Genomic DNA, 15,795 nt, shown 5'->3' with positions numbered 1-15,795 from the left:
TCGTCCTTGACGCGGAACACCATGGTCATCGCCGGCATTTCCAGGTCCTTCAGTTCCTCATGGATGAGGGTGACCTTCTTCGCCTTGGCATCGACCTTCTTGACCGTGCCCTTAGTGAATTCGGCAGCGAAGACCCCGGAAGCCATCGTGAGCGCGAGCACCGCCGCAGAAGTGAGTTTGATGAATGAGGTCATGTCGATTTCTCCTTGTATCGGGTTACTTCTTGGCAACGGTGACGTCGCCGTGCATTCCGGCGTCGTAGTGGCCGGGAACGAGGCAAGCGATCTTGAAGGTGCCATCGTTGGTGAACTTCCAGATGATCTCGCCGGACTTTCCGGCAGCTAGGCGGATGGCATTCGGATCGTCATGTTCCATATCCGGGGACTTCTCCATCACGGCCTTGTGCTCCATAACCTTCTCTTCCTGATCGAGAACGAACTCGTGATCCAACTCGCCAGCATTCTTAATCGCGAACACAACCGTCTGGCCTTTGCGGACCTTGAAAGTATTTGGCGTGAAAATCATCTTGCCGTCGGCTGTCTCTTTCATGGAGACACGGATGGTCTGGGTGGCCTCTGCCTTCTTGCCGGGTTCACCGACAGCCATAGCCGCGTTGTGCCCACCTTCGTGGGTGCCGGAGGCGAGGGCGGAAGTGGCGAGGAATGCAGTAAAAACTACTGTAAGTAACGTTTTCATTGATTTATCCTGATGGGGGGTCGGAGAGTGCGAAGCCGATATTGATCCGCATGTCTTTTCACGAATAAGGGTTACTTGCGTTTGTTTATTCACAAGTTCTGAACGGACTGGATAAATCAACTTCGAAGAACCGAGTGTATCACCTGCGGTTGTTCTTGACGGACTCCGCCCTCGGATCAATGATTGTGACCGTACCATAACGGGTGTTCGTACGTTCTACCTTACCGCTAGCCAGAACGCGGACGCTGACATCAGGATTGGATACAGACGATGCTGTATCGCCGGGTGTTCCATGTCCCTGAATGATAATGGCTATTGGTGAAGCCGTCTTATCAAGTTTGGTGTAAGCGAAAGCTGTCGGGGTAATAGCCATCACAGCCACTACAGATATGACGATTTGTTTGATCATGACTAAAATCCTTATTTAGCACTGCGAACTGCAGCAACAAAAGGATAGAAGGTCTGTTTTTCAGTCACCTGTCTCGTGATATACAAATTTGTAATCCGTTCGCCAATAATCTGCCGTAAGAAAGCCCCAATCACGTCGCGTTGACTGCAAGTTGTAAGGCGCTGTTCTAAAAGAAAAAGAGTGACGGGTGGCATGAAGATATTGGTCATTGAAGACGACCAAACGACGAGAAAATACCTTGTAAAGGGCTTAAGTTCCGCTGGGCACTCTATAGACTGCATTGGGGATGGTCGTGAGGGGCTCTCAGCAGGCTTGGACACGCGCTATGATATTCTAATCGTTGATCGGATGGTTCCCGGCCTCGACGGCTTAAACCTTGTCAAAAGTTTGCGTGCAGCATCGGTGCGTACCCCCGTCTTGTTTCTGACGGCAATGAGCGGCGTAGACGATAGGGTGGAGGGGCTCGAAGCCGGGGGTGACGATTACCTGGTAAAGCCGTTCGCGTTTTCGGAATTGGTCGCTCGTATAAACGCACTCGTTCGGCGCCCCCCTATTGCCGCTGAGAAGACAAAGCTGCGGGTCGGCGACCTTGAAATGGATCTCGTCGCTAGGACTACCTCACGTGCCGGACAACTCATTGAACTTTTACCGCGAGAGTTTTCATTGCTTGAATTACTGATGAGAAACGAGGGAAGAGTGCTTACGAAAACGATGTTTCTCGAAAAAATATGGAACTTCAATTTTGACCCTCAAAGCTCAGTCGTCGAGACGCACATCAGCCGCCTCCGAGCAAAAATAGATAAACCTTTCAGCGTATCACTTTTGCATACCGTCAAAAACACTGGTTACACATTGCATGCTCGCGGGTAGTTTTCTCAAGAGTACTGCGATCAGGCTCGCTATTATCTACATTTCACTTTTTGTTTCTGCGTACCTGATTGCGAACATTGTAGCTTATCAAATGGTTGTCAAATTTTTGGACGACCGACTGAATTCTAACGTCATGGAACGGTATCGCGAGATCGCGTCAGCCTACGAGGCGCGCGGTCTGAACGGGGCCGTTCAGATGATTGAAAGTCATGGTCCCGCTGTTAGGGGTGAAGAGACTTTGTATACGTTGCGAGCTGCCACAGACGACCTGGTTGCCGGAAACGCCAAATTTTCGGATGTGCCAATAGGCCTTTCAACCTTTCGATTTAATAACCAACACGAAAGTGCACCTCACTATAAATTGTTCCGAGGACCGCTGGGAGAGTATGACCTGGTTGTCGGAATTAGCTACGGCGACACGGACCAACTTGCTCGAATCGTCCTGATAAGTTTTGGATGGGCAACCGCAATAATCTTGGGCGTTGGAATGACCGGAGCTTCGATTTTTGCTCATCGAACTCGTAGGCGCATTTTCGTTCTTTCTACCATTGCGCATGAAATCGGGCATGGCGATCTCTTCAAGCGCCTTCCGATTTCCTCTCGTATGGATGAAATTGATGTCCTTTCCACCGAAGTCAACGTCGCATTGACACGGCTTGAGTCAAGCGTGATCACGTTGAAGCAGGTTACGACTGACGTTGCACATGACTTAAAAACGCCAATCGCGCGTACGTTTCTGATTCTTGAAGACTCACTGCAATCCGATGTTCCTGGAGATATGAAGAGCGGTATTGAGATCGCTCTTGTGGAACTGAAGTCTACGGCTGAAACATTTGACGCTGTTCTTCGAATTGCACAGATTGAGTCTCGCAGTCGAACTACCAATTTCAGGGTTTTCAATCTGAAATCATTGGTTCGCGATATTTATGAGGTTTACGAAGCTATAGCCGTGGATGCGGGTTACGACCTCACGCTTGCCGACAGCATTTCTGACTCTTGGATCGATGGCGATCCAGATTTGGTTAAACAGTTGTTGGCCAATTTACTTGCTAACGCAATGCGCCACACCCCAGCTGGCTCTAAGATCGTTTTGTCGCTTTCCAACAACGACAATACCATTTATCTGAGCGTTTCCGACAATGGTCCAGGAATTCCTCGTGAAGAACGTGAGAGAGTTTTTGATCGCTTTTACAGGCTTGAGAAGAGTAGGACGACGGCCGGATCCGGATTGGGTCTCACGTTGGTCAAAGCCATTGTGGGTCTTCACGGGGCGAATATTAACCTGATCGACAACGACCCCGGCCTGTCTGTTGTTGTGGGATTCCCCCAAGTGAAGACGGAAGCTTAGCAGGCGCATTAAAACCCACCAGCGGGACGCTCGTAGACGCAGCAGACTGCATCAACCGAATTGACGATCACATGGCGAACCTGTTCGGGCCGAGCGTTTGGAAGGCTCGGCCCGATTACTTATTTGATTTCCGTGACGGTCAGCTTGCCCTCGACGCGCTCGGCCACAAACTCGATTTTTGCGCCTTCCTTGAGCTTCCCGAGCAGTGCGTCGTCCTTGACGCGGAACACCATGGTCATCGCCGGCATTTCCAGGTCCTTCAGTTCCTCATGGATGAGAGTGACCTTTTTTGCCTTGGCATCGACCTTCTTGACCGTGCCCTTGGTGAATTCGGCAGCGAAAACCCCGGAAGCCACCGTAAGCGCGAGTACCGTCGCAGAGGCAAGTTTGATGAATGAAGTCATGTCCATTTCTCCTTGGTTTACTTCTTGGCAACGGTGACGTCACCGTGCATCCCCGCATCGTAGTGGCCAGGTACCAGGCAGGCGATCTTGAAGGTGCCGTCGTTGGTGAACTTCCAGATGATCTCGCCGGACTTTCCGGCAGCCAGGCGGATGGCATTAGGATCGTCATGTTCCATATCCGGGAACTTCTCCATCACGGCCTTGTGCTCCATGACTTTTTCTTCCTGGTCGAGGACAAACTCGTGATCCAGTTCACCAGCATTCTTAATCGCGAATACGACCGTCTGGCCCTTGCGGACCTTGAAAGTGTTTGGCGTGAAAATCATCTTGCCGTCGTCCGTCTCCTTCATGGAGACACGGATGGTCTGGGTGGCCTCTGCCTTCTTGCCGGGTTCACCGACGGCCATAGCCGCGTCATGGCCTCCTTCGTGGGTGCCGGAGGCGAGGGCGGAAGTGGCGAGCGTTCCCAGAAACAGTGCGATCATTGCAGTTTTCATACTCTTGTCCTTTGGTTGGTTGGGAGACAGGATCAGCCGTTCTTCACTGGTTTTGGCGTGATCTGAGTTTTTGCGTCTTTGGCCTTGGTCGTATCGGGCAGTTCGCCCGTCCATTCCCAAGCCTGCGTACCGGGCGGGTTTTCGTACCAGCCGGGATCGGTGTAATCGTCGGCCGCGATACCCTCGCGGACCTTGACGACGGAGAACATTCCGCCCATCTCGATTGGCCCGTGCTTCCCCCATCCCGTCATCATCGGGACGGTGTTCTCCGGAATCTCCATCTCCATCTCGCCCATATCGGCCATGCCGGCTGTACCCATGGGCATGTATTCCGGGCGGACTTTCCTGATTTTCTCCGTGACGGTTTTCTTATCGACGCCGATAAAAGTCGGGACATCATGTCCCATGGCATTCATCGTGTGGTGCGACTTGTGGCAATGGATCGCCCAGTCTCCAAGGTATTTCGCGTCGAACTCGTAGGCACGCATCGCGCCTACGGGGATGTCGATGCTGACCTCTGGCCAGCGGGCTTCGGGGCGGACCCAGCCGCCATCGGTACAGGTGACCTCGAAGTCGTAACCGTGCATGTGGATCGGGTGGTTGGTCATCGTCAGATTGCCGACACGGACGCGCACGCGATCGTCCTTGGAGACGACGAGCGGGCTGATGCCGGGGAAGATGCGGCTGTTCCAGGCCCAGAGGTTGAAGTCCGTCATTTCCATGATTCGCGGAACGTAAGTTCCCGGATCGATGTCAAAGGCGCTGAGCAGGAACACGAAGTCCCGATCGACGGGCATGAACTTTTCGTCCTTCGGATGGATGACGAAGAAGCCCATCATGCCCATTGCCATCTGGACCATCTCATCCGAATGCGGGTGGTACATGAAGGTGCCGGACTTCACGAGGTCGAACTCGTAGACGAAGGTCTTGCCGACAGGGATGTGCGGTTGCGACAGCCCACCGACGCCGTCCATGCCAGACGGCAGGATCATGCCATGCCAGTGGACGGTCGTATGTTCCGGCAGCTTGTTGGTGACGAAAATGCGGACTCTGTCGCCTTCGACCGCTTCGATGGTCGGTCCCGGAGATTGGCCGTTATAACCCCAGAGATGCGCCGTCATCCCCTCGGCCATTTCTCGCTCGACGGGTTCGGCGACCAGGTGGAATTCCTTGACGCCGTTGTTCATGCGGTGTGGCAGGGTCCAGCCATTCAGCGTCACGACCGGGGTATAGTTTGGCCCTGACGACGGTCTGACTGGCGTCTGTGTTTCGGCGGTTTCCATGAGCGCCGCCTCCGGCAGCCCCATGTTTGAGGTCTTTGCCCATGCAGCGGTTGAAACGAGAGCCGCGCCAGCACCGAGCATCTGTCTTCTGTTAAACATTGTCTTGTCCTTTTCAGTGACCGCCGCCGCTTTCGGCGGCCGCTGCGACCTCGGTCTCACCCCCTGCTGCACCCGCACCGCCGCCATAGATGGCCGGTGCGAGATTGGCTTCGGCCAACCAGAAATCGCGTTTTGCATTGACGGCGAGGAGGATCGAATTGACCTTCTCCCGGCTGTCGGCGAGAAGTTCGAACGTGTTGGAAATCATGCCGTTGTAAGTGAGGAGGGATTCCTCCTCGATCTTGGTGCGCAACGGCACGACACTGTTGCGGTAGTGCCTGGCGATGTCGTAGTTCGACCGATAGGCCTGGTACGCGGACCTTGCTTCAGAACGTACGTTCACGGCCTTTTCCGCCAGCAGGTTTGCCGTCCGCATGTAGGCCAGTTCGCCCTTCCTCATCCGCGCTTTGCCGCTGTCGAAGATTGGGATCACAAATTCCAGTTCGACATTGCCGGTCGTCTCCTTCTTCTTTTCACCGTCTTCCAGTTCGCGTTCCGTCTCGAACCCGGATAGAATTTCAAGATCTGTGACGTAGCGTGTTGCTTCCGTCAGCTTGAAAGATCTTGCGGTGGTGTCGAGGTCGAGCTTGGCCATCTGCAAGTCGACCCGACGTTGTAAAGCCTCGGCTTCGATAAGGTCCCGCTTGATAAGTCCCTTGGGAAGCTGGGGCAGCCGATTGGGGATCTGGTAGTCGATATCCGAGCCCCAAAGACCCATGAGACGTGTCAGTTCTTCCTTTGCGAGGCGGGCTTCAAGCCTTGCCTTGGCGGTCTGGCCTGCCAGTTCGGCGTAAAACACATGCTCGCGGGCCTGACCGCCCTTCGCCATGGACCCGGTTTCACCAAGCTTCTTCGCCAGTTCCGAAGCCGCGTCCGCGGCAGCTTGTGCCTGGCTGAGCTGGGCAACCGTTTCCCATGAGGCGACGGCGGTGATCCATGCGCGACGGGTCTCCGCCGCCAACTGAAGTGTCCGGACGGCAGCAGCAAGCTGTGCCTTCTGGAACCCGGCGTCGGCGATTTCGACGTTCCGCTTGTGGGTCGCGAGTGCGAGGATGTTGGTGGCGATGACACCTTCGATGGCCTTGTAGGCTTCGAGACCGGGAGTGCCGATCCCCGTCAGGCCAATACCAACCGTCGGATTGACAAGCATCGTGGACTGCCAGGCATCCGCCGACGAGTCTCCAAGATCGGCGTAGGCGGCCTGAAGACCCTTATTGTTAAGGAGGGCTATCTGCACCGCCGTCTCGACATCGACGTTCTTTTTCGTGAGGAGCGTCTTCACCCGGCCTGAGACCAACTGGGCGTCCTGGCGGTTCTGCACCCAGACGGTGTCTTTTCCGGTCGCCTCGGCTGTCTTGTTCGCAACGTTGGAAAACCCCGCGGTTGCGGCAGAGTATTCCGTAGAGGATACGCATCCCCCGAGAACGAGCGGAATTGCGACGGTCGCAGCACATCTGAGAGTGAAAAAATTCATGATGCGTCTCCTTCGGGAGCTTGCGCATCATTCTGGTTTCGCCAGGGTTTGGGATCGACCGGGATGCGGTGCGTGTAGCCCGAAACAGGGCTGGAGTAAGTCACCGGGCGAACGCCGGCTGTAGAGTCGGCAACTTCGCTCGAAGCGATGACTTCAGGAGGCAACGTGGCAGCGCAACCGCTCGCGAAAAGCGGTAAGGCAACCACCAGAATTTTGAGGTTCATGGTGTAATCCGAATAGGAGGTGTCAGCGGCGCAACGAGCCATTTGCCCGTAGACGCACGTTCAGACCCGCAAGGGCGGGTTGAGCCTATTCAGATGTTCGGTGGGCGATGCAAAGGAACGAGTTCGCCGATGACGTCGCTGTCGTTCATGAAAGCATGGATGGACGAAACGACGGGGCCATTCCAAGTGTCTATGTTTGCTATGATCGCAATACTGACACAGAAGTCTTTGCAGCACTCCTGCTTTACCACTTTTGACGAATCCTCGTCCGCAGACACTTGATCGTGATGGTCGTGTTCGCTCATCTGAGCGCCAGCATACTCCATGCTTTCCGACATTACCATCGGAGCATCGGATGCCCGCCCGTGCATGGCTGCTGCGGCTGTGGACAGCGAGTATCCCGCCAGTGATACAATGATCACCAGTCTAATCAGAATCAGCAATTGCTTGCAGATGATTCGATACATCGAGCCCATTTCTCACAGCTACCTTCAATGGAGCCAAATTTCAACAACTCAAATATGTCAGGAAAATCGGAGTCGTATTTGTGACGACGAACTTTCGTCCGATTTGACGATAAGGGTTCCAACGCTGGCAAGGTCAAGAGCGGCAGTCGAACGAAATTGATTTGTAGTCGTTGTCGGGTGGCGCTTCACGGAACCGATGGCGAACCTGAGCGTTTCTCAGGGTCATTCACCGGAGCATCGCAGGAGCGTCACTTGCATGCCTAAGGGAAAATCTTCCATGTTCGGTCGCAGCATAAAAAAGAGAATGTGTCTAATTCTTGCGATACTTCTCATCTTGTCAAATATCCATGGAACGGCGCTGGCGGGTGGCGCATCTGCCGATCACTGCCCTTCAATCTCTTCATTGGCATCTAGCCACGATTCTAAAGGTTCTGTTGGACACGCTTGCTGCCCCACCATGATTTGCTGCCCAATCTTAGTCTCGGTGGACGTGCTTGGTGGTCCAGACAGACGGAGGGCTGTTGTATTCGTCGCGGTCGAACAACCAATCAGTTTGCTGTTTCTTCGTCCGGACTATCCGCCCCCAAAGCTTCTAAGCTGAGTTGCGAAGCGTACCAAATTGTATCCAATCAGGAGAACTAAAATGAAAACTATCGTAAGAATCTCGCTCGCCGCTGCATGCGCTTTGTCATTGCTCACTGTCATGCCCGCCATGTCGTTCGCAGAGATGGCCTATCCGGAAAAGTGTAAGTCCGAGATGGACATGTCAAAGATGGATATGAAGTCCGGTGACATGGGCATGGGCGACATGATGACCGACTATCAGAAGGCATCGATGGAAGGCATGAAGTCGATGCAGATGAACATGATGCAGGGCATGATGAAGAAGGACGCAGACGTTGCCTTCGTGTGCGGGATGATCGCCCATCACATGGGCGCGATCAGCATGTCCGAGGTCGAGCTGAAATATGGTGACAACGAATGGGCCAAAAAATCCGCACAGAAGATCATCGACGCGCAGACCAAGGAAATCGCCGAGATGACTGACTGGCTCGACAAGGAAGCGAAGTAGGAAGGAAGCATGACCATGCATCACATTTCAGATGAAATGAAAGTCTGCATCGACAATTGTCTCGCCTGCTATCGCGAGTGTTTATCGATGGCTATGGGGCACTGCTTGGAAATGGGCGGCGAACATACGGAGCCGAAGCATTTGAAGCTTATGATGGCCTGCGCGGAAATTTGCCGGACTTCGGCTCATTTCATGCTCCTGGGTTCAGAGCATCACAAGCACGTGTGCCGAGAATGCGCTGAGATTTGCGCTCAGTGCGCCGATGATTGTGAGCGCGTCGGGGACATGGAGTCGTGTGTAGCGACTTGCCGTCGCTGTGCGGACAGCTGCGCTAAAATGGCGGCCTGAAAGTTGGGGGAGAGCACTCTCACATGCTCTTCCCCAACACTTAGTTTATCAGGCGACAGCCTGCGACGCAGAAAGCAGCGTCCATTCTCGATCCCACCTCATATCCGCACACTCCTCAATCTCAAAGCATTGCCAATCACGCTTACCGACGAAAGCGCCATGGCAGCCGCTGCGATGATTGGGGACAGCAAAAGCCCGAACGAGGGATAGAGCAATCCGGCGGCAATCGGTACTCCAGCCGCGTTGTATATGAAGGCGAAAAACAGGTTCTGCCTGATATTGCTCATTGTCGCCTGGCTCAGTTCACGAGCCCGCACGATCCCCTGAAGGTCGCCCTTCAGCAGGGTTACGCCAGCACTCTCGATCGCGACATCGGTGCCGGTCCCCATGGCAATTCCGACGTCGGCCGCAGCCAGGGCGGGAGCGTCGTTCACACCGTCCCCCGCCATTGCGACGATCCGGCCTTCTTCTCGCAAACGCTTCACGATCTCGCTCTTGTCTTCCGGCAGGATTTCGGCTTCGACCTCGGTGATCCCAAGCTTGCGTGCGACTGCGGCGGCCGTCGTCTTGTTGTCGCCCGTCAGCATCACGACCCGGACCCCTGCCTTGAGCAACGCTTGGACTGCGTCGGGTGTCGTCGTCTTGATCGGATCGGCGATCGCTAAAAGGCCGCCGAGGTCGCCGTCTACCGCTACGAAAATGACTGTTGCGCCTTCTCCTCTCAGTGCCTCCGCCTGGCTGGTAAGAGCCGAGACATCGATATGAGCTTCCTCCATGATGCGGTGGCTGCCTATGATGAGCCTGCGTCCGTCGACACTTCCCGTAACCCCTTTGCCAACCGGGCTATCGAAATCTTCCGCGACGCCGAGAACCAACTGGCGCTCCGTCGCCGCGTTGACTATGGCAGTTGCCAGTGGATGCTCGCTCGCTCGTTCCAGCGTTGCCGCCAGGCGCAGCAGTTCGGGTTCTGTGAACCCATTTATCGCGGCCATGGACGTTACCTTGGGTTTACCCTCGGTCAGGGTTCCGGTCTTGTCGACGACCAACGTGTCGACTTTCTCGAAACGCTCCAGGGCTTCGGCATTCTTGATCAGGACACCAAGACCAGCACCCCGGCCAACGCCAACCATGATCGACATCGGCGTTGCAAGGCCCAACGCGCAGGGGCATGCGATGATGAGCACCGCGACCGCGGCGACAAGACCGTGGGCAAAGCGCGGTTCTGGACCCCAGATCATCCATGCTGCGAATGCGACGATGGCAATGCCGATCACCACGGGGACGAACCAGCCTGAGACTTCGTCGGCCAGGCGCTGGATGGGCGCTCGCGAGCGCTGGGCGTCCGCAACCATGCGGACGATCTGCGACAGCATGGTATCGCGGCCGACTTTTCCTGCCTCCATGACGAAGCCACCGGTCTGGTTCATCGTCCCGCCTATCAGCTTTGCACCGACCTCTTTGGTGACGGGCATCGATTCACCGGTGATCATCGATTCATCAACCGAACTGCGTCCTTCGATAAGGCTGCCATCGACCGGGACCTTTTCACCGGGGCGAACCCGAAGCCGATCCCCGACGACAACCATTTCCAGGTCGATGTCCTCGTCGACACCGTCGCGGACGCGGCGTGCCGTCTTGGGGGCAAGGTCAAGAAGTGCGCGGATGGCTCCACCGGTCTGTTCACGGGCTTGCAACTCCAGAACCTGTCCCAGCAACACCAGCACCGTGATGACGGCTGCAGCTTCGAAATAGATGGCGACTGAACCGTCTGCGGAGCGGAAAGTGGCGGGAAACAGACCAGGTGCAAGGGTTGCAACAACGCTGTAAGTCCACGCGACCCCGGTCCCCATTGCTATCAATGTGAACATGTTCAGGCGCATAGTGACGAGGGACTTCCATGCTCGCTCGAAGAATGGAAAGCCTGCCCATAGGACGACAGGTGTAGCCAGAACAAGCTGAATCCAATTTGAGGTCTGGGCACCAAGCACCATGTGAAGATTGGTGAGGTGTCCACCCATCTCCAGCATGAGGACGGGCACGGACAGAACGAGCCCGATCCAGAAACGGCGTTTCATGTCGAGATATTCGGCGCTTGGCCCGGTATCCGTTGTGACTGCTTCCGGTTCAAGAGTCATCCCACAGATAGGGCAGTTCCCGGGGCCAATTTGCTTTACCTGCGGATGCATAGGGCATGTGTAAATTACGCCCTCCTTCTGATACGTCACTGAACTCTTTTGGGCCACGAGCGTGGCCTGAGCACCGTGCCCTTGATGATGATTGTGGTGACTTTCATGGCTTTTTTGCTCGTCCATTAGATAGCTCCCTGTTGGTTCGTCTCCAGGACTTCGAAAGGAAACGCAGCACGGCGGCCTCGACAATCGCCACCGGAATGGTCGCCGTGCAGCTATGGCAGGCAACCGAAGGATCATACCGCCGTTGAGCGGAAGTGTTCAGAGAATGGATCAGGGAGGGCCGAGAACAGGTCGGTAGCTGAGACCTGTGATTAACTGCTGAGGATGGAGGGATCTCTGAGGGCCAGTACCTACATGAAAAACACCAGGATTCGTAGGCGGAAGGATGACGTTGCACAGGCTGCATACGCTTTTGCAACAGACCATCTGCTCGACATGGTGGCGATCATCTTGGCGAGCTTCTTCGCCCATGGACGTTTCGACATGTAGCGCTTGAGGTAAGTCGTTATCGCATAATTCGGAAGCAGCCTCGGCCATCGGCGCGACGAGGAACATAATTGCGACCAAAACGGCCAGCAATCCTCTCGCGTATCGTCGAATGGTTTGGCTTACGGCGATCATGATGTCGTTCGGTCCCTATCGTCGTACTCAAGCATAGTACCGTGGCGTGGCAAGAGTTGCGTTGATCCTGATCAAGCTCAAGGACGGTTTCAGACCCAGAAGGTTTGGCTCCGGTGTAACGGGATGGTCAAAAACAGGAGGAATAGCCTCCGGCAAAATGGAGTGTAGCATGGCATTGAAGGCGAGAGTGACGAAACTGGCCACTTCGGCGCTTTCAATAGTCATTTTCGGCACGGTGATCTCCTTGGCTATCGCTCAAAACGCCGCGCCCGGCAAGGTTGTCCAAAGACAGGACGGTATGAAGGCGATGGCAAACGCCGCCAAGTCCATCGACGCCATGTTCAAGGACTTGTCGCCCTATGACGCAAGAGCTTTCAAAGCGGCCGCCGAGACCATTCTGGCTCACTCGGGACCTAGCCTGTCGGCGCTGTTCGACGGTTCCGGTGCCACGCCTGGCTCAAAAGCCAGCACAATCATTGAAACCGACCGCCAACACTTCGACAAGCTGGCAAAGGACCTTGGCATCTACGCGTCAGCGCTGTCTGTCGCAGCTGACCGAAATCCCGACAGGCTTGGACCAGAAACGCGGATGCAAATAGGAGATGCCATGGGAGGCGGACCGCTCGCGAGAAAGGTCGACGCAGCGAGAGATGCAGCATCAATGCCCGCAGAACACGCTTTTCACATGATGCTTCAGACTTGCACGTCGTGCCACGCGACGTTTCGGGTCAAGACGGACTGATCAAATTCATTTTAGACAACGTTGGCGAGGCCAAACTTGGATGGGATACCAGGCCCGATGTTCTCCAGGGTGTCGGCGAAACCTTCGATGATCGGGCAGTCCGGCCGATCATCGCCGTGGCAATGGCTGGCGAGATGCTTCAACGTCTTCGTCATAGCGGCAATCGCCGCAGCCTTGCGCTCGAGTTCCGCGATGTGTTCAAGCGCGATCGCCTTGACGTCGGAGCTTGCCCGCGAACGGTCCCGCCACAGGGCTAGCAGCGTCTTCATCTGTTCGACCGAAAACCCGAGGTCACGAGCACGGCGAATGAACTGCAGCGTATGGACATCGCTGTCGCCGTATGTGCGGTAGCTGGACTCCGTACGGTGTGCGGGCGTGATCAACTTGATCTGTTCGTAATAGCGGATCATCTTGGTCGAGACGCCCGAAGCCTTGGATGCTTCACCGATGTTCATCGTGGTTTCCTTCCGTCAGGTTGTCTTGAAGCGTCGCAGGCGCAGGGCGTTGGCCAGTACGAACACGCTGGACAGGCCCATCGCGCCAGCGGCGAGGATCGGCGACAGCAGCGTGCCGTTAACCGGGTAGAGGACGCCGGCCGCAACAGGCACGAGGCTGACGTTGTAGGCGAAGGCCCAGAACAGGTTCTGCCGGATGTTGCGGATTGTCGCCTTGCTGATGGCAATAGCACGCGGCACGCCATTCAGATCACCCGACATCAGAACGACGTCGGCACTTTCTATAGCGATGTCGGTTCCGGTCCCGACCGCGAGGCCAATGTCGGCTTCCGAAAGGGCCGGCGCATCGTTGATGCCGTCGCCGATGAAAGCCACCTTGCGCCCGCCGCTCCGCAGCTTGCGGACCGCTTCGACCTTGCCGTCCGGCAGGACTTCGGCGACGACTTCGTCGATGTCGAGCTGGCGGGCGATGGCCTGGGCGGTGCGCCTGTTGTCCCCCGTGATCATCGCGACCTTGAGACCGAGCGCATGCAGGGTCTTGATGGCTTGCGGCGTCGTGTCCTTTATGGGGTCGGCCACTGCGATAATCGCGGCCAGTCTGCCGTCGATAGCGGCATAGAGCGGTGACTTGCCCGCATCGCCCAAGGCGGCCGCCTGCGCCGAGAACGCCGAGACGTCGATGCCGCTTTTCGTCATGGATCGGTCGGCACCGACCAGCACTGTCCGGCCGTCGATCCGGCCGCTCACCCCGTAGCCGGGGGCAGCCTCGAAATCAGAGACGTCGGAAAGTGAAAGGCCGTCGGCCTTCGCCGCTGCGACGATGGCTTCGGCGATCGGGTGTTCGGACTGCGTCTCCAGGCCTGCCACTAGCCGCAGCGTTTCGGCGCGGTCGAAGCCGTCGCTGACCACGAAGTCTGTCAATTCCGGTTTGCCCTTCGTCAATGTGCCGGTCTTGTCCAATGCGACGACATCGACATCGCGCAGTGTCTGGAGCGCTTCGCCCTTGCGAAAGAGGATACCGAGTTCGGCTGCGCGCCCAGTGCCGACCATGATGGACGTCGGGGTGGCAAGGCCCATAGCGCAAGGGCAGGCGATGATCAGTACGGCGACGGCGTTGATCAGAGCAAAGGTGAGCGCCGGCGAGGGGCCAAACAGCAGCCAAGCCAGGAAGGTGAGGGCGGCCGCGGCGATGACAGCCGGGACAAACCATCCCGTGACCCGATCGACAAGCGCCTGGATCGGCAGCTTCGAGCCCTGCGCCGCCTCGACCATTTTGATGATCTGGGCGAGAAGCGTGTCCGCGTCGATCTTCGTCGCCTCGAACGTAAAGGACCCCGTTTTGTTGATCGTGCCGCCAACGACATCGTCACCAGCGGATTTCTTTACCGGAACGGGCTCGCCCGTGATCATGGACTCGTCCACGTAAGAACCACCATCGACGAGGCGGCCGTCGACCGGGACTTTCTCGCCGGGGCGGATGCGCACTATGTCGCCGAGTGACACGGCTCCGATTTCGATCTCGACGAAGTCCTCGCCTCGCTTCACGTGCGCGGTCTTCGCCTGAAGGCCGATGAGGTGCTTGATCGCCTGACTGGTCTTGCCTTTGGCGCGCGCTTCCAGGTAGCGGCCGAGCAGGATCAGCGTGACGATAACGGCTGCCGCCTCGTAGTAGACGTTAGCGGTGCCAGAAGGCAGGACACCAGGCAGGAACGTCGCGACGACGGAATAACCCCAAGCGGCCGACGTGCCCAGCACCACCAGCGAATTCATGTCGGGGGTCCAGTGAAGCAGGTTGGGAACGCCCTTCCTGAAAAAGCGGAGCCCAGGTCCGAACAGGACGGCGGTGGCGAGCACGAACTGGATGACGAGGTTGTTGCCCATGCCGATGTTCACCATGATCCAGTCATGGAGGGCCGGGATGAAATGCGACCCCATCTCTAGGACGAACAGAGGAAGCGTCAGCGCCGCGGACAGGGCCAGCGACATCGTCAGGCGGTTGGCCTCGCGGTCTCGACGATCCTCGTCGTTGTCCGTGGAACGGACAGCGGTTATCCTGCGCACCTCATAGCCCGCGGCGCGTACGGCATCCTCAAGGACGAGTGTGGAGGTTCCGGAGACGACACGAACGGTAGCCTTTTCGGTCGCGAGGTTGACCGTTGCTTGTCTCACACCCTGAACGGACTTCAGTGCCTTCTCGACGCGGGACACGCACGAGGCACAGGTCATGCCCTCGACGCCGAGCTCGCGGGTTTCGAGTTTGGGTTCATAACCGGCCTTCTCGATAGCCTGGAGGACAGCTTCGGTTGGTACCACCTCATTATAGGTGACGGTTGCGCGCTCGGTGGCGAGGTTGACGATGGCGGAAGCGACCCCTGGAACAGCGGCGATGGCTTTCTCGACACGCACGACGCAGGATGCGCAGCTCATGCCTTCGATCCCGAAATCGGTTGGAAGGGGCAAGGTCTTGGAGGCTTCGATCTTCGGGATGGCAGTCATCGGGAAATCCTTTTGCTTAACTGCTCATATGGTTAGTCCTTCCAATCATGGGAAGGTCAAGAGGTGTCGTGGGAATTCGTACAACAGATTTCGCGGAT

Annotated in this window: 17 protein-coding genes; 5 read left to right on the top strand and 12 right to left on the bottom strand. The window is 56.4% G+C overall.

The features are described 5' to 3' along the window. From RQI55_RS21385 to RQI55_RS21375, 3 genes are all read right to left on the bottom strand, one after another. The coding region (locus tag RQI55_RS21385) for a copper-binding protein (protein ID WP_311276927.1) at positions 1-194 on the bottom strand (194 nt) is incomplete at its 3' end. 22 nt (positions 195-216) lie between these two features. Then, entirely contained in the window at positions 217-696 is a 480-nt protein-coding gene (locus RQI55_RS21380) for a plastocyanin/azurin family copper-binding protein (RefSeq protein WP_012653040.1), read from the bottom strand. Positions 697-835: 139 nt separating this feature from the next. Then, on the bottom strand, positions 836-1,105 hold the full coding sequence (locus RQI55_RS21375) for a hypothetical protein (RefSeq protein WP_311273504.1): 270 nt from the start codon (positions 1,103-1,105) through the stop codon (positions 836-838). Between the two features lie 192 nt (positions 1,106-1,297). On the opposite strand from RQI55_RS21375, the gene RQI55_RS21370 reads away from it, so the two are divergent. Together RQI55_RS21370 and RQI55_RS21365 are read left to right on the top strand one after the other, a co-directional pair. Further along, positions 1,298-1,975: a response regulator gene (locus RQI55_RS21370; RefSeq protein WP_173994575.1), complete on the top strand. Its 678-nt coding sequence runs from the start codon at positions 1,298-1,300 to the stop codon at positions 1,973-1,975. After that, positions 1,962-3,323: a HAMP domain-containing sensor histidine kinase gene (locus RQI55_RS21365; RefSeq protein WP_173994574.1), complete on the top strand. Its 1,362-nt coding sequence runs from the start codon at positions 1,962-1,964 to the stop codon at positions 3,321-3,323. Before RQI55_RS21370 ends, RQI55_RS21365 begins: the two co-directional genes overlap by 14 nt. Positions 3,324-3,442: 119 nt before the next feature. Here RQI55_RS21365 and RQI55_RS21360 read toward each other — a convergent pair whose 3' ends face one another. The 6 genes from RQI55_RS21360 to RQI55_RS21335 are packed head-to-tail and all read right to left on the bottom strand — an operon-like array spanning position 3,443 to position 7,780. Beyond that, positions 3,443-3,727: a copper-binding protein gene (locus tag RQI55_RS21360; protein ID WP_071207906.1), complete on the bottom strand. Its 285-nt coding sequence runs from the start codon at positions 3,725-3,727 to the stop codon at positions 3,443-3,445. 17 nt (positions 3,728-3,744) lie between these two features. Further along, positions 3,745-4,224, bottom strand: a complete 480-nt coding sequence (locus tag RQI55_RS21355; RefSeq protein ID WP_071207907.1) for a plastocyanin/azurin family copper-binding protein — start codon at positions 4,222-4,224, stop codon at positions 3,745-3,747. A 32-nt stretch (positions 4,225-4,256) separates the two neighbouring features. Continuing rightward, entirely contained in the window at positions 4,257-5,606 is a 1,350-nt protein-coding gene (locus RQI55_RS21350) for a multicopper oxidase family protein (RefSeq protein WP_071207909.1), read from the bottom strand. Between the two features lie 13 nt (positions 5,607-5,619). Then, positions 5,620-7,080, bottom strand: a complete 1,461-nt coding sequence (locus RQI55_RS21345) for a TolC family protein (RefSeq protein WP_071207911.1) — start codon at positions 7,078-7,080, stop codon at positions 5,620-5,622. Further along, on the bottom strand, positions 7,077-7,346 hold the full coding sequence (locus RQI55_RS21340) for a hypothetical protein (protein ID WP_012653048.1): 270 nt from the start codon (positions 7,344-7,346) through the stop codon (positions 7,077-7,079). Before RQI55_RS21340 ends, RQI55_RS21345 begins: the two co-directional genes overlap by 4 nt. Positions 7,347-7,393: 47 nt before the next feature. Next, a complete protein-coding gene (locus RQI55_RS21335) occupies positions 7,394-7,780 on the bottom strand; it encodes a hypothetical protein (protein WP_012653049.1) in 387 nt (128 codons plus the stop codon). A 634-nt stretch (positions 7,781-8,414) separates the two neighbouring features. Between RQI55_RS21335 and RQI55_RS21330 the strand changes: the two genes are divergently transcribed. Continuing rightward, positions 8,415-8,843 carry a DUF305 domain-containing protein gene (locus tag RQI55_RS21330; RefSeq protein ID WP_012653051.1) on the top strand — a complete coding sequence of 143 codons (429 nt, stop codon included), beginning with the start codon at positions 8,415-8,417 and terminating at the stop codon, positions 8,841-8,843. Positions 8,844-8,858: 15 nt separating this feature from the next. After that, positions 8,859-9,191 carry a four-helix bundle copper-binding protein gene (locus tag RQI55_RS21325; protein WP_041700177.1) on the top strand — a complete coding sequence of 111 codons (333 nt, stop codon included), beginning with the start codon at positions 8,859-8,861 and terminating at the stop codon, positions 9,189-9,191. A gap of 98 nt (positions 9,192-9,289) precedes the next feature. Here the strand turns inward: RQI55_RS21325 and RQI55_RS21320 are convergent, their stop codons facing one another. Further along, positions 9,290-11,503 carry a copper-translocating P-type ATPase gene (locus RQI55_RS21320; protein WP_311273472.1) on the bottom strand — a complete coding sequence of 738 codons (2,214 nt, stop codon included), beginning with the start codon at positions 11,501-11,503 and terminating at the stop codon, positions 9,290-9,292. Positions 11,504-12,173: 670 nt separating this feature from the next. On the opposite strand from RQI55_RS21320, the gene RQI55_RS21315 reads away from it, so the two are divergent. Beyond that, positions 12,174-12,746 (top strand): cytochrome c, encoded by a 573-nt coding sequence (locus tag RQI55_RS21315; protein ID WP_049777557.1) that lies wholly within the window; start codon positions 12,174-12,176, stop codon positions 12,744-12,746. 11 nt (positions 12,747-12,757) lie between these two features. Here the strand turns inward: RQI55_RS21315 and cueR are convergent, their stop codons facing one another. Both cueR and RQI55_RS21305 read right to left on the bottom strand, forming a co-directional pair. Continuing rightward, positions 12,758-13,201 (bottom strand): Cu(I)-responsive transcriptional regulator, encoded by a 444-nt coding sequence (gene cueR / locus RQI55_RS21310; protein ID WP_311273473.1) that lies wholly within the window; start codon positions 13,199-13,201, stop codon positions 12,758-12,760. A gap of 15 nt (positions 13,202-13,216) precedes the next feature. After that, on the bottom strand, positions 13,217-15,697 hold the full coding sequence (locus RQI55_RS21305) for a heavy metal translocating P-type ATPase (RefSeq protein ID WP_012653057.1): 2,481 nt from the start codon (positions 15,695-15,697) through the stop codon (positions 13,217-13,219). Positions 15,698-15,795: the final 98 nt, after the last annotated feature.

The organism is Rhizobium sp. WCS2018Hpa-16, assembly GCF_031843705.1.
Taxonomy (GTDB): Bacteria; Pseudomonadota; Alphaproteobacteria; order Rhizobiales; family Rhizobiaceae; genus Agrobacterium; species Agrobacterium tumefaciens_C.
Note: the sequence above shows the minus strand (reverse complement) of the source record. Positions and strands in the feature narration are given on the sequence as shown.

What these genes read in the sequence shown, in the direction of transcription:
- RQI55_RS21340 (WP_012653048.1), bottom strand. Translation starts at nt 7,346, where the DNA reads ATGGCTCGTTGCGCCGCTGACACCTCCTATTCGGATTACACCATGAAC.
- RQI55_RS21330 (WP_012653051.1), top strand. Translation starts at nt 8,415, where the DNA reads ATGAAAACTATCGTAAGAATCTCGCTCGCCGCTGCATGCGCTTTGTCA.
- RQI55_RS21305 (WP_012653057.1), bottom strand. Translation starts at nt 15,697, where the DNA reads ATGACTGCCATCCCGAAGATCGAAGCCTCCAAGACCTTGCCCCTTCCA.
- RQI55_RS21350 (WP_071207909.1), bottom strand. Translation starts at nt 5,606, where the DNA reads ATGTTTAACAGAAGACAGATGCTCGGTGCTGGCGCGGCTCTCGTTTCA.
- RQI55_RS21375 (WP_311273504.1), bottom strand. Translation starts at nt 1,105, where the DNA reads ATGATCAAACAAATCGTCATATCTGTAGTGGCTGTGATGGCTATTACC.
- RQI55_RS21315 (WP_049777557.1), top strand. Translation starts at nt 12,174, where the DNA reads ATGGCATTGAAGGCGAGAGTGACGAAACTGGCCACTTCGGCGCTTTCA.
- RQI55_RS21365 (WP_173994574.1), top strand. Translation starts at nt 1,962, where the DNA reads ATGCTCGCGGGTAGTTTTCTCAAGAGTACTGCGATCAGGCTCGCTATT.
- RQI55_RS21370 (WP_173994575.1), top strand. Translation starts at nt 1,298, where the DNA reads ATGAAGATATTGGTCATTGAAGACGACCAAACGACGAGAAAATACCTT.
- cueR (WP_311273473.1), bottom strand. Translation starts at nt 13,201, where the DNA reads ATGAACATCGGTGAAGCATCCAAGGCTTCGGGCGTCTCGACCAAGATG.
- RQI55_RS21325 (WP_041700177.1), top strand. Translation starts at nt 8,859, where the DNA reads ATGCATCACATTTCAGATGAAATGAAAGTCTGCATCGACAATTGTCTC.
- RQI55_RS21355 (WP_071207907.1), bottom strand. Translation starts at nt 4,224, where the DNA reads ATGAAAACTGCAATGATCGCACTGTTTCTGGGAACGCTCGCCACTTCC.
- RQI55_RS21335 (WP_012653049.1), bottom strand. Translation starts at nt 7,780, where the DNA reads ATGGGCTCGATGTATCGAATCATCTGCAAGCAATTGCTGATTCTGATT.
- RQI55_RS21345 (WP_071207911.1), bottom strand. Translation starts at nt 7,080, where the DNA reads ATGAATTTTTTCACTCTCAGATGTGCTGCGACCGTCGCAATTCCGCTC.
- RQI55_RS21360 (WP_071207906.1), bottom strand. Translation starts at nt 3,727, where the DNA reads ATGACTTCATTCATCAAACTTGCCTCTGCGACGGTACTCGCGCTTACG.
- RQI55_RS21320 (WP_311273472.1), bottom strand. Translation starts at nt 11,503, where the DNA reads ATGGACGAGCAAAAAAGCCATGAAAGTCACCACAATCATCATCAAGGG.
- RQI55_RS21380 (WP_012653040.1), bottom strand. Translation starts at nt 696, where the DNA reads ATGAAAACGTTACTTACAGTAGTTTTTACTGCATTCCTCGCCACTTCC.